Origin of the sequence: Pseudobacter ginsenosidimutans (assembly GCF_007970185.1) — a bacterium.
GTDB classification, from domain to species: Bacteria; Bacteroidota; Bacteroidia; order Chitinophagales; family Chitinophagaceae; genus Pseudobacter; species Pseudobacter ginsenosidimutans.
This window is the reverse complement of the sequence record NZ_CP042431.1, coordinates 6800857-6815404: the sequence shown is the minus strand read 5'-3', so window position 1 is coordinate 6815404 and position 14548 is coordinate 6800857. Positions and strand designations below refer to the sequence as shown.

At 45.5% G+C, this 14548-nt stretch carries 8 protein-coding genes; all 8 read left to right on the top strand.

Going from position 1 to position 14548, the window contains the following annotated elements:
• The first annotated feature begins 11 nt into the window (after positions 1–11).
• On the top strand, positions 12–2303 hold the full coding sequence (locus FSB84_RS26675; protein ID WP_130540887.1) for a Gldg family protein: 2292 nt from the start codon (positions 12–14) through the stop codon (positions 2301–2303).
• A gap of 18 nt (positions 2304–2321) precedes the next feature.
• Positions 2322–3671, top strand: a complete 1350-nt coding sequence (locus tag FSB84_RS26670) for a MutS-related protein (protein ID WP_130540886.1) — start codon at positions 2322–2324, stop codon at positions 3669–3671.
• Positions 3664–5022 (top strand): MutS-related protein, encoded by a 1359-nt coding sequence (locus FSB84_RS26665; RefSeq protein ID WP_158644135.1) that lies wholly within the window; start codon positions 3664–3666, stop codon positions 5020–5022. Before FSB84_RS26670 ends, FSB84_RS26665 begins: the two co-directional genes overlap by 8 nt.
• Before the next feature lie 65 nt (positions 5023–5087).
• The gene (locus tag FSB84_RS26660; protein WP_165434897.1) at positions 5088–7868 is read left to right on the top strand and encodes a M16 family metallopeptidase; all 2781 of its coding nucleotides are present in this window, start codon (positions 5088–5090) and stop codon (positions 7866–7868) included.
• A gap of 152 nt (positions 7869–8020) precedes the next feature.
• On the top strand, positions 8021–8581 hold the full coding sequence (locus tag FSB84_RS26655) for an RNA polymerase sigma factor (protein ID WP_130540883.1): 561 nt from the start codon (positions 8021–8023) through the stop codon (positions 8579–8581).
• 1 nt (position 8582) lies between these two features.
• Complete coding sequence (locus FSB84_RS26650) at positions 8583–9653, top strand: FecR family protein (RefSeq protein ID WP_130540882.1); 1071 nt, start codon at positions 8583–8585, stop codon at positions 9651–9653.
• Between the two features lie 77 nt (positions 9654–9730).
• A complete protein-coding gene (locus FSB84_RS26645; protein ID WP_130540881.1) occupies positions 9731–12949 on the top strand; it encodes a SusC/RagA family TonB-linked outer membrane protein in 3219 nt (1072 codons plus the stop codon).
• A gap of 18 nt (positions 12950–12967) precedes the next feature.
• Positions 12968–14530: a RagB/SusD family nutrient uptake outer membrane protein gene (locus tag FSB84_RS26640; protein ID WP_130540880.1), complete on the top strand. Its 1563-nt coding sequence runs from the start codon at positions 12968–12970 to the stop codon at positions 14528–14530.
• Positions 14531–14548 lie beyond the last annotated feature (18 nt).

Here is a 14548-nt window from a genome sequence, read left to right as displayed (position 1 = left end):
AAGAACAATAAATGAAAACAACATATCGGATTGCAAAGGCGGAATTACAGGTATTGTTTTATTCTCCTGTAGCCTGGTTGATACTGGTGATTTTTGCACTTCAGACAGGTATTGTATATACCAATCTTTATGGCGCCATGGCGCACAGGGATATTGTGGGCCAGGCAACCAAAAATATTACCTATGCCATTTTCAATAACCAAATGGATGGCTTCTTTCTCAGCATTCAGGGCTATCTCTATTTATATATTCCATTATTGACGATGGGAGTGATCAGCCGCGAGTTCAACAGCGGATCTATCAAACTGCTGTATTCATCACCGGTCAATAGCTTTCAGATAGTTCTGGGAAAGTACCTGGCGCTGATCGTTTTTGCATTCACATTGATCGGAATACTGAGCATGTTTGCATTGCATGGCGCTATCACCATCGGGAACTTTGATTATCCTGCTGTACTCTGCGCGCTGCTGGGATTGTTCCTGCTGATCTGTGCATATACTGCTGTAGGTATTTTTATGTCGTCCATCACTTCTTATACGGTAGTGGCCGCCATTGGTACACTGGGGATCCTGGCATTGCTGAACCTGATGAAAAGCTGGTGGCAGGATATTGCATTTGTGAGGGATATCACTTACTGGATCGCTATTTCAGGAAGAAGCAACACATTCATTGCAGGACTGATCACTTCGGAAGATCTGCTTTATTTTGTAATGGTGATCCTTCTCTTCGTTTCATTCACTATCATAAAGCTGCAGGTTGAAAGAAAGAAGATCTCTGCCTGGGCTACCTTTTCCAGGTATGCAGTAACGCTGATCGTGGTTTGTCTTGTTGGCTATGTAAGCGCCCTGCCTTCCTTCAAGGTTTATTATGATACCACTTATTCGAAAGTGAATACGATCAGTGAGAACAGTCAGAAAGTGGTTGACATGCTGAAAGGTCCGCTGACCATTCATACCTATGCGAATATGCTGGACAGGTATTACTTCTATGGATTACCGAAAAACTATAAGCAGGAAGCCAAGCGTTTTGAAAAATATCTCCGCTTCAAACCTGATATGAAATTGGAGCAAACCCTGTACTACAATCGCGCCAATTATCCCTATCTGGAAACCCGCTTCCCTGAACTGTCCGATTCAGAAAGAATGGACTCCCTGAAGATCCTGAACGACTGGTCCTTTGATGTGAAGTCCTATGACGAGATCAGCGACAAAGTAGATCTGTCGGGTGAAGGATACCGTTATGTACATGTATTGGAAGCGGCGAATGGACAAAAGACATTCCTGCGCATCTTCAACGACATGTATGTGCATCCCAGCGAAGCCGAGATAACGGCGGCTCTTAAACGCCTGGTGATGGAACTTCCGAAAGTGGGTTTTGTGGAAGGACATGGAGAACGACAAAGCAATTCAAACCAGGACAGGGGCTATAATATGGTAACAGAGGAAAAAACTTTCCGTCACTCCATGCTGAACCAGGGATTTGATTTTACCAATATCTCCCTGGCGTCTGAAGTACCTGCTGATATACAGATCATGGTGATTGCAGAGCCCAGGAAACCCTATTCCGCCATCGAGCTGCAAAACCTGGAAAAGTATATCGCCAAAGGAGGCAACCTGATCATTGCAGGTGAACCGGATGTTTCTGCACAAATGAATGAGATCACCAAAGAGATCGGGGTGACATTCCTGCCTGGTACCCTGGTGCATGCCAATAAAGATATTCAACCCGATGTAGTTGCCCTGCGGCCTTCCGATGAAGCTGTTAAGTTCTCTTTTCAGTTGGAGGATATGAAGAAACAGGCTTATTCCCTTGCGCTTGCCGGCAGCTCTGTACTGCAATTTGATCCATCGAAAGGGTTTGAGGCCACTACGCTTTTCAGAACGCCTGCATCCGGCGTCTGGCTTGAAAAAGACAGCTTCAATACGATCGATCATTTACCTGTGCTGGATGTTGAAAAAGGAGAATCAGAACAGGAATATCCTGCTGTAATGGCTTTAAGCAGAACTGTGAATGATAAACAACAAAAGATACTGGTGACCGGTGATGCAGACTGGCTGAGTAATAAAGAGCTCGGCATCAACAGACCGAAAGTAAGAGCCGCGAATTATTACCTGATCGCAGCCGCCTTTTTCTGGCTGAGTGATGGCAAAGCGCCTATCGATATGCGCCTGGCTCCACCCGTCGACAATAAGCTCAACTATTCCAAATCATGGAAGATGGTTGGTGGATTGTTGAAAATCGGATTCCCGCTGGTACTGGCTTTGATTGGTGTATTTATTTGGATGAGAAGAAGGGCCAGGTAATCAAAAACAGAAACAGTTATGATCTTCAATGCAGATAAGCAAACCCTGGATGATTTGAACATCTTTGGGAAAAAAGGAAAAGAGTCTGTTTATTCTCTCTTTAACCGGACCTACACAACAGGCGGCGCAGCGAAGCTGGAGCAGATCTTTCATTATCCCACTACCGGAGAAACGGAGATCAGGGACCGGAGTGAAACGATACAATTCTTCTGCCGGTCTTCTTCCGCCTTTCCGCTGGAAGCAGTCTGGATTGAGGTGATGGTGGCTTATTTATCCGATCGTGATAGCAGGACCCTGCTGAGAGCGGATGGCGAGACCATGGAAAGCAAGCTGAATAAATGGTTGGGGGTAGACACCCGGTTGAACTTCACACAAAAAGCCCTGAAGGCAATAGGAGAATGCCTGACGCATTTACGCGCTTTCCTGGAAAAAACTGCTGATAACAGATACAGTACTTCTTTTCAAAAAATGCAAAATGAGGTAAAGACTATCCTGGATGATCAGGAATTCAGGTTAACATATGCTTCCCTGATGGAAGGCCGGTTATCTTTTGAACAGATGGCCTCCTGCGACAGGTTCTTCCGCTTTACCCATTATGATCAGCTGCAAACCATTTTAGAGTATGTATACTGGTTAGATATTTATATTTCTGTTGCCACTGTTGCCAGGGAAAGAAAACTGGCTTTTGCGGAAGTACTGCCCGGTAGCGATCAGCAACTGGATATAAAAGGATTTTATCATCCGTTGGTGCCAGATGCATTGGGAAATGATATACAAATGAATGCCTCACGGCGTGTATTGTTCCTCACGGGGGCTAATATGGCAGGAAAATCAACCCTGATGAAATCCTTTGGTATCACGGTTTTTCTGGCGCATATCGGTTTCCCCATCCCTGCTGATTCCATGAAGTTTACGGTTAATGATGGACTTTATACTACCATCAATCTTTCTGACAGTATACAAATGGGACATAGTCATTTTTATGCAGAGGTGTTGAGAGTGAAAAAAGTATCGATGGAACTGGCAGCAGGGAAAAAGCTCATCATCATATTCGATGAATTATTCCGGGGAACGAATGTGAAAGATGCACATGAAGCTACTGTTGCCGTTACTTCCCTCTATTCGGAGCTGGAAAACAGTCTGATGCTGGTATCAACCCATATTGTTGAAGCGGCGGATAACCTGCGCGAGAACTGCAGGAACATTCAATATTCCTATATGCCTACAGTGATGAAGCACAATATACCTGTTTACACTTATGTTCTGACTGAAGGGGTAACGCAGGATCGTCATGGTATGCTGATCATTCAAAACGAAGGTATCCTGGACATTTTAGCGAATGGAAAGAAAGCACAATACTATGAATAAGGAAGTGAAATCGTTTTGTACCGATAAGCAGACTACGGAGGACCTTAACTTATTGGGCAAGTATAAAACCGATTCTGTTTTTTCTCTTTTTAACCGTACAAAAACGAAAGGAGGAGAGCAACTGCTGGAACAGTATTTCCAGCAGCCGCTTACACAGGCAGCTGCCATAGAAGAGCGTCAGTGGAATATCAAATCATTGGTTGGAAAGGCGATTGTTTTTCCAGTCGGGGATCAGGAGTTCGGGGCGCTGGAACAATACATCACAAGCTTTGCACCCGTTAGCAAAGCCAGATTGTTCACCGAGGTTTTCAAAAGAAAATCAAAAGCAATAGCCGGAATGCGAGAAGAACAGGAGCATGTGAATGCGCTGCTCACAGATGGTTTAAAGGCATTGCTGCAACTCCGCGATTGGTTTAAGGGAACATTGGCAGGCATCGATTCCGCCTATCTTCAAAACCTGACCGGGCGCTATCTTCCTTTGCTGGAGAATAAATTGCTGGAGCTGCCTGAAAAGGGTATTGCATCCGGTAATTTATCGGTTATACAACAAAGTAAGTATGAATCTTTTCTTCGTGGCAGCAACCATGAAGCGTTCAATTCCCTGCTCCGTGATTGTTATGAGCTGGACCTTTTCCTGGGCATCGCAGCAATGATAGAGGAAAAGAATTATAGTTTTCCGGTTATCCATCATGGTCAGAACGCGTTGCTGAAGCTGAAGGGAGCTTATCATCCCGGTTTGAAAAAGGCCATTGGTAATGATCTGCAACTGGATGCCAGACAGAACCTGCTGTTCCTTACCGGCGCCAATATGGCCGGGAAGTCCACCTTCATGAAAACCATTGGTATCTGTTTTTACCTGGCGCATATGGGGTTTCCTGTTCCTGCAAGTGAAATGGAAACCTCCGTGTATGATGGTTTCTATTCTTCTATCAATCTACCTGATAATATCAGTAAGGGGTACAGCCATTTTTACGCAGAAGTACTGCGCGTAAAGGATGTGGCTGTTGAAGTGGCGGCAGGCAAAAAGCTGTTGATCATTTTTGATGAACTCTTTAAGGGCACCAATGTAAAGGATGCCTTCGACGCCACTTCAGGCGTGGCCAAAGCCATGCTGGATTATAAGCAGAGCCTGTTTGTTCTGAGTACCCATATTGTTGAAGTAGGAGCGCTGCTGCAACAGGAAGCAGTTGGGATCCAATATAAATATATGCCCTCTCTGCTGGAAGCTCATACTACCCGGTATACCTATACGCTGCAGGAGGGAATTTCGGATGATCGCCATGGTATGATGATCATCCGGCAGGAAGGGATCTTCGATCTCTTTCCTTCAAAGAAATTGCGAAATAGTTAATCATTTTATTTTTCATTATGAATATTCTATTGAAACGAAGTGCTGGCATTTTAGTGTTGTTACTTTTGGTCATCAATTTAGTATCCTGTAAAGACGATAAAGTTTCATTGACAGGATTGGACAAAAAGATATTGCCGAATGATTCTGCCGTTGTTGCCGGTGAACTGCCGAATGGTTTAAGATATTATATCCGTAAGAACAGGAACCCGGAGAACAGGGCAGTGCTTTACCTTGTGAATAAGATAGGTTCTGTTCATGAGACGGATGCGCAGCGTGGCCTGGCGCATTTTTTAGAGCATATGGCATTTCGCGGAACAAAGAATTTTCCGGGAAATAATGTGATTGATTTCCTGGAAAAGGCCGGCGTCAAATTCGGAGCTGACCTGAATGCTTACACGAGTTATAATGAAACCGTGTATCAGCTTCCGATTCCTACGCAGGACAGCAGTTTGCTGGGCACCGGCCTGGCCATCCTGAAAGATTGGGCGCAGCATATCGAGATTACGGAAGCAGGCGTGAACTCGGAGCGTGGCATTATCCTGGCTGAAAAACGGCAGCGGCAGGGACTGGAACAACGTATCAGGGAACAAAGTCTGTTCAACCTGTTGAATGGCGCTAAATATGCAGAAAGATCCCCCATCGGGATCGATAGCGTATTGAAGAATGCAAAGGCTGCCGATCTGCAAAAATTCTATCATGACTGGTACCGGCCCGATCTTCAGTCCATCATTGCAGTAGGTGATTTTGATGCGGAGGAAATGGAAAAAAAGATCATTGCCATTTTCGGCGATCTGAAAAAGAATAGCAATACCGCTCAACCGGAGGAAGTGAAGATACCGCAGATTGAGCGGGAACATTACCAGACAATTCTGGATGAAGAGATCACCAATACCACCATTCAGGTGCTGCATAAATATGCTGCCCGGGACAAAATAAAGTCCGAGCTGGACCTGAGAAATTCCATGATCGTTTCTCTGTTCAATACAATGCTGGCTAACCGTAGTAATGATTTGCGGAGAGGGGCTGAAATGCCATTCCTGAGTGCAAGTGCAAAAATAGAGACTTTATTTGCTGACCTGGGATCGGCTTCAGTGAATGTAACAGTCAACCCCGGTGAATACGAAAAAGGATTCAAGACCATCATGCGTGAGATCCGTAAGGTGAAAGAATCAGGCTTTAACCAGCATGAACTGGATCGTGCGAAGGCTTCCTTTATTGAAAAAAGGGATTATCAGTTTGGTGAACGGAGCAAGGTGACGTCTCAAAATTATGTAACCGTGTATGTCAATGCTTTTTTAAAGAATTTATCATACCCTTCCGCTGAATTTTACAATGAATTCTATAACCTGCATATCAGGAATATCGGGCTGGAAGAAGTACAGGCCGTCATTGAAAAGTTTTACAATAATAAGAACCGGGATTTCTATGTGATAGCGCCACTGAATGAACAGGATCAGCTTCCTGGTGTGGAAGAACTGGAAAAATGGACAGGAGAAGTAGAAAAAGAGGAACTGGTGGTTCAGGAAGAAAAGAAAGTGAATAAGAAACTGATGAACGAGTTACCCAAAGGAGGGAGCATTGTTTCTGAAACAACTGACCAGGAAATGGGGATCACTACCTGGAAATTGAGCAATGGAGCAAAAGTGGTACTCAAGCCAACAACTTTCAGAAATGATCAGATATTGATCTCGGCATTTAGCCCTGGGGGAAGTTCCCTTTATCCGGATAAGGATTATCAGTCGGCAATCGATGCTGTAGGGATCTTATCGAGAGGCGGTATTGGAGACCTGGACCTGAAAACATTATCGAGGGTGTTGACTGGCAAGATCATGCAGGTAAATCCTTTTATCAGCGAAAATTATGAAGGGGTGAATGCAAACACCAGTAAGAAGGATCTGGAATCTTCTTTTCAACTGATGTATCTCTATTTCACGCAACCGAGGCTGGATAAGGAATTGGTTGGCAGCGTACTCAGGGAAGCCAAAGACAGGGCCATGAAAAGATACAGTAAGCCATCAAATGTGTATGCGGATTCCATCAACGCTATCATGTTCGGACATCACTTTCGTAAAAGAGCTGCATTTGCAGAAAGAGTTGATATGATCGATCCGGATATATCGCTTAAAATTTATAAGGAACGCTTTGCTGATTTTTCAGATTTCACTTTTGTACTGGTAGGAAGCTTCGATCTCAATTCGATCAGGCCAATGGTACAGAAATACCTGGCAGGTCTTCCTTCGCTGAACAGGAATGAAGGGACCAACTACATTCAATATGCATATCCTGAAAGCGGGTTTACTAAAATAATCGAAAAAGGGAAAACAGACCGGTCTACCGTAACGATGATCCTGGATGGGAAATATACGGATGACGTCAACCTGGTGGGAAATATGACGGCCATCAGGGATATAGTACAGCTTAAAATGACGGAAAGGCTTCGTGGCACAGAGCATGAAGTGTATTCGCCTGGTATTTCATTGAGCATGCTGGATAACAGCAAACGCTATGAATTACGTATCGGTTTTACCTGCTCGCCTGCAATGGTGGAAAAATTGACGATGGCTGCAAAGGATGAATTGAACAAGCTGGTTACCAACGGCGCAAGTCCCGGGGAATTGACAAAATTCAAAGCGGAATTTGCAAAGAGCCTGGAAGTTCAGCTCAAGCGAAACGAATACTGGACGAGCCAGATCTGTGCTAAACTACAGGTGGGCAGGGAACTTAAAGAGATCACTGAAGTGGCTAAGCAAATTGAAGCGGTTAGCGCGCAGAGTTTTAAAGAGGCTGCGAAAAAATATTTGAATACAGGCAATTTGAAAATATTCGTACTGTCTCCTGAAAAATAAGATCAAATAAAGCAATTGAGGCAGACGCCCGTAAAAGCCTTCAGGTCTTTTGATCTGAAGGCTGTTTTTTTATGGAAAAGACGATTACGCAAACGATTGACCTGCTGAAATACAATCCTGTTTCATTAGATTTGGTTCGCTAAACAATTGCTATGTCATTAATTGATGGATTAAAAACCAGCAACGAAACTGCTTTGCGCAGAGCTTTTGAGCTATTCCAGGAGCCCTTGTACAGGTATATTTTCGACAAAACAAGGTCCCCGGAATTAGCAAAAGAAGTTGTTCAGCTTACATTCATCAAGCTCTGGAAATACCGTCATAGCTTAAAAGCAGAGATTTCATTGTCTTCGGTCTTATTCCGCATAGCAAGGACCATCATGATCGATGAGCTGAGAAAACAGAAGGCTCTTCGCAAAGCCGAGCTCCATCAATCAGGACCGGTGCAATGGGAGCTGGTTACTGAAAGCGTTTCTTATAACGACACTTTACGAAAACTGGAATTACTGATCAGGCAGATGCCGCCCGTAAGACAGCGTGTATTCAGGCTGAGCAGGCTGAACTGTTACAGTTACAGCGAAATTGCTTCAATGCTTTCCATTTCCACCAAAACCGTAGAGAACCATATCCATCTCGCATTGAAATTCATCAAGCCATTTTTCCCGGTTTTGATATTCATGAGCGGAACTTTATTATTCAATATAGTACTGTTATAAGTTGATCGATAAAAAACTCATAGAGAAGTTTCTGAGGGGCGAGTGTCCGGAGGATGAGGCAGCCGGGGTATTGCAATACCTGCGGCAGCATCCATCTGTGCTGGAGGAATTCCTGCCCGAGGAGGAATGGGAGAAATATGTTTCGGTTCCCGCAACAACCGTTGATGAGGAACTTTATGGGAACATACAGGAATCCATCCGTAGCGGAAAAAGGAAAAGAACAATGTTGATCTCACTGTTCGGCGCAGCTGCCGCGATCCTCTTATTTTTCGGGATCAGGTACATCAGCCAGGATAATAAAGTTGCCGGAGAAACTGAACTGGCTGCAAACAGTACTACTGAAACGATCAGGAAAAACAGTACAGCTGCTGCTCAGCAGATCACGCTTCCCGATCATTCCATTATTACACTTTCTGCAGGCAGCGAGATCAGGTATGCCAGTGATTATAATGTATCCAATCGCCATATCTACCTGACCGGCAAAGCCGAATTCTCTGTGGCAAAAGATAAAGAAAAGCAGTTTACTGTTTTCTGTGGCAAGGTGGCTACCACTGCACTGGGTACCAGGTTCAGCGTTGATGGCAATGCGAAGACCATTTCTGTTGTGCTGTATGAAGGCAAAGTGGTGGTGAAAAAAGTGAAGGATGAAACCATCGCCAATTATTTGTTACCAGGGGATCAGATCAGCTTCAATATCAGGAAAGAGATCTTCGAGAAGTTCCGTAATGAGGGGCTCGCTGCAGCAAAATCATCTCCCAAAACAGAAATGGAAAAGGGCACAACGGTTAACACAAGACCTGCGGATGCGAAAGCCTCACAGATCGAAACCGGACCTGACGAGAATAGCGGTCATATCAATTTCCAGAACCAAAACCTGAAAAAGGTGCTGGACCAGCTTGCTGAACGCTACAATGTGGAAATCGATTATCCTACAGAAATATCATCTTCCATCAATATATTCATTTCTGTAGACACAACGCAAACGATCGATAAGATACTGCGCAATATTGCCGCTATCAATAATCTCGAAGTAAAGAAGATCGCAGACAAAAAATTCTATATATCGAAATAATTTTCCGGGGTAATTAGGGGATAGTTGTCCCGGAAAACGTAGTATGGCATATTAGCATACTTGCCTAAGAATACAATATGTTTAAACTACTAAAACTAACGGCTGTCCTGCTGACTGCTTTCCTGTTGTCGTCAGGCATTGCCACTGCCCAGCAACCCCCAACAGTTACCGTAACCGGGATTGTCACCAATAGCAAGGGCGACCCTATTGGTTTTGCTTCCATCGTTGCAAAAAGCTCTGCTGGTGAAAGGTCTTACACCACTTTTGCCGATTCCCTGGGAAAGTTCTCATTTGAGAACCTGCCCGTAAAAGGGACCTACAATTTTGAATTCTCTGCGGTCGGATACCAGAGCCGCACCATCACGGGGTATATCCTGAAAAGCGAAGGCAATAATGCCGTTATCGTGAGCCTGAAACCAGGCACCGATATGCTGAAGGATGTAGTGGTGGTGGGTTATGGCACAAAGCAACGAAAGGATCTTACCAGCTCAGTATCCAGTGTGTCCGGCGATGTGCTGCGCAAAGCGCCGGTAGCCACTATCGACCAGGCATTGCAGGGACGGGCCGCAGGCGTACAGGTCACTTCCAGCACCGGCGATCCCGGTGGACAGATCAGTGTTCGCATCCGTGGCATTTCCACCGCCAGTCCTGCCGGCAGCAGCGAGCCGCTGTATGTGGTGGATGATATCATTCAACCCAATGGTATTTCATTTCTCAATCCGAATGATATTGAAAGCATCGATATCCTGAAAGATGCAGCGGCATTGTCCATTTACGGAGTGCGCTCCGCCAATGGCGTGGTGCTCATCAAAACAAAAAAGGGAACCAGCTCCGGAAAAGTGAGGGTGACTGTTGATGGTTTTACCGGCGTATCACAGGTATGGAAAAAAATGGACGTGCTGAACATTCAGGAAAAAGCGACACTGAATACGAATATCATCAGGGCATACAATGAACAGTTCAAAGATGTTGTTTCCTTTGTGCCCATTGCTGTAAACCCGGAATGGGCAACACCACAACGCATTGCCAATCTTCCAGGATCAGGTACCAACTGGCAGGACCAGGTTTTCCATACAGGGAAAGTGGTGGATGGCAGCATCGGTGTTTCAGGAGGCGACAGCAAATCCACTTATTATTTTTCCGTTGGACATAGAAAAGAGGACGGAACGATGGTGAATAGCGGCTTTCAGAGAACATCACTGCGCGCCAATGCAGAAACTAACGCCAACAAATGGTTGAAGGTGGGCATTACCCTGGGGTACTCCACTTCCAACAGGAAAGTAGTGGCAGGCACCAATGACGACAGAACAGGCTTCATGCAGTCAGCTGTATTTTATTCACCCGATATTCCTGTTTATGGCAGCAATGGTGAATATGGTGTGGCGCCGGTTGCCAACATAAACTGGTACGGAAATATCTTTCATCCTGTCAACACCATACAAAAAAGCAATCCGAAGTATACTGACAATAATCTTTCCGGCAGTGTATTCGGACAGGTGAAACTGCCTTTCGGCATTACATTCCGTTCCACTTTTGCAGCTGGCCAGTATTCAGGAAGCTATTCCGTTTTCAATGGAAGCCTGGTGGGAAGTGCTGCTGCTCCTGTGTCTGCAACCAATCTCTATGCAGGGCAATATGGCGGACATAACTGGAACTGGGATAATTATGCAACCTGGTCCAAATGGTTGAAAGGGCACAGTCTTGAACTCACTGCCGGTTATGTGGCGCAATATGTGTACAACAAAGCCATCAATTACAGTCAGAGTAATTTCTCCAACCAGACACCCGATTTCCAGCAGCCGGGCCTGGGCGATCCCGCCACCATCAGTTTCCCTTTCACACCTCCTTCTGAAATTGCCTATACATCTGTATTTGGAAGATTGAGCTATAACTACCAGGAGAAATATTATTTGCAGATAACAGGCAGGCAGGATGCCGGCTCACCTGCATATGTAACCGATAAGCCAAGAGGATTCTTTCCTGCCGCATCAGTGAAATGGAGAATGGCAAAAGAGAAATTCATGGAAGCGATAGAGCAGATAGATGAACTGAGCTTCCGCGCCAGCTACGGTGAAATGGGGAATATCGGGAATCTTGCATACCCCGGTTACTCACTGGTGAAGATCAATTCCAATTATGGTATGGGCGGCGTATCACAGAATGGTATTTCATTAGGACAGTATGCAAGCGTTACCGGAACGGGGTGGGAGCGATTGAGACAAACGGATATCGGTCTCGATCTCACTGCATACAGGGGCCGCCTGAACATTACGCTCGACTGGTACAATCGTATCACGAAAGGGATGCGCGTGATCCCCAAAGTGCGCGATATTTTCGGCTCCAGCACCAATCCTCCATTGATCAACCTCGCTGGCGATAATATCCGCAACACAGGTTTTGAGGCTACTGTTACCTATAATAGTGCAATAGGGAAATTACATTATTCCATCAGCGCCAATGGAAGTATCAACAAGAATGAAGTGATCAGCTTAGGCGATATGGATTTCATCGTTCCTCCCGATGGCACGCTGGTAGGCGCTTACCAGCCTTCGAGAACGATGGTGGGCCATCCCATTTCCGCCTTCTATGGATTTGTGTATGATGGCATCTATAAATCAGAAGCAGAAATACAAAATGCACCGGTAGACCAGGTAGGATCGGAACTGCGTCCCGGCGATATCCGTTACAAGGATATCAATGGCGATAAGAAGATCAATGAAGATGACAGGACCATCATCGGCAATCCCACTCCCAAATACACTTACGGCATAAACCTGAATTTGAGTTACGAGAATTTCGATCTCAGCATGTTGCTGCAGGGAGTGGCCGGTAACAAGATCTACAATTATTTCTACCAGCAGGGAACTGTTGGCGACCCGAGATACAATGAAGGCATCAACAGGCTGGCCGATGTAAACAAAAGCTGGACACCTGATAATCCCGATGCCAGTTTGCCGAGGATCGCTTTCCGTGATTATGACAACGCCAAGAACAGTCGATTTTCCAGTTTCTGGTTACAGGATGGATCTTATCTGCGACTGAAGAATGTACAGATCGGTTATACGGTGCCGGTAGTTCTTTCAAAGAAGATGCAGATAGAGCGGATCAGGCTCTATGTGAGCGCCAGCAATCTTTTCACGATCACAAGATATAAAGGATTCGATCCTGAGATCGGCATCAATTCAACTGGTTACAGCGATGTTTTCTCCGCCAACAGGGATCTGCAGATCGGGGTAGACAGAGGCGTGTACCCGCAACCCCGCATGTTGCTGTTCGGACTGAATGTTACCTTTTAACGCTTAATAACTCTTGCAATGGAAAAATATAAAAAGATAATTTTTGCAACGCTGACGATTGCCATGATGGTTGTGGTGGTTTGGGGTTGTAATAAAGGATTTCTCGATAAGAAACCTATCGGGCAATACACAATAGAAACCTATTTCACCGATGAAGCGAAAGCTTTTCAGGCCGTGGTGGGTGTATATGATGTTTCCGGTTGGGACAAAACATTCGACCGCATGTTCTGGACCCTGGGAGACGGTGCTTCCGATGATAGCAATTTCGGAATGAACCGGGATGATGGCAGCCCTCCCTATGTTGATATCAACCCGATCACAGATTATGCAAATGTTGCTGAAGCCAAATTCAGTCCTGCATTCGAAAACATGTACAAAGGATTCTATGAAGGCATCAACCGTGCCAATGTGGCCATCAACGGCATCGAAACTGCTCCCATTTCTGATCAGAAAAAAGCACGGTTCATTGCAGAATGCAAAGCATTGCGGGCTATCTATTATTTCATGCTGGTGAATTATTATGGCGGGATCCCTTTGTTCACGAAGCCTATCAATCCGGGCAATGCCGATGACGTGAACATGCCCCGTGCTACGGCAAGACAGGTGTACGATCAGATTGAAAAAGACCTCACAGAAGCTATTCCTGCCCTGCCAACCAAACAGGCTACCATCGATGAAAAAATGGTGGGAAGAGTTACCAAAGGCGCAGCCGGCGCGCTGTTGGCGAAAGTATTCCTCTTCGATAAAAAATACACGGAAGCTGCTGCTGCTGCACAGGTGGTGATGTCTTCAGGCGAATACAATCTGAACCCAGACTATTACGCCAATTTTGTACAGGCCACTGCAAATGGCATTGAATCAGTCTGGGAGATCCAGCGTGTTGAAAATTTTACGGACAATGGCGGTGGCTGGGGACCTGATTCCTTCGATGGAACGTTAACGCCTATACGCGTTGGTTGCGGCAATGGTATGTGGGGACAAAATGCGCCTTCCGGTGATCTCTACAGTCAGTTTCAACCCGGCGACGGAAGACGGAAATATACCGCCACCACCACAGACGATGTGATCTCCGGAGTAACGATGTGCGGCAATGCAGGAGCACCGGGAATGGGCAAACACGTTGTTCCGGGAAAAGAGATCAGCGATTATAAACGCTATGATATCATTCCACTCAACTGGCCTTTGTTCCGTTTTTCAGATGTGCTGCTGATGCGCTCTGAAGCGCTGATGTCTGAAGCCAGCGTAGGCGCTGCCGCCAAAGATGAAGCCATCGATCTGCTGCTCAGGGTGAGGAACAGGGCAGGACTGACCTTGCCTTCGAAAACTGATTACCAGTCGTACAACAATGACGAGCTCCTGCGCAATATCAGGAATGAAAGACGTTTGGAGCTGGGTATGGAAGCCTGGCGTTTGTTGGACCTGAGACGATGGGGAGTAGACTCACTGAAGAATGCATTGATCCGTGTAGGAAAGATCAACACCACTACACGACCCTGGGAAGACCATTATATGTTGTACCCTATTCCACAATCTGAAATAGAATTAAGTAAGGGTATTGTAAAACAAACACCTGGTTACTGATCAATTAAATAATTTCTT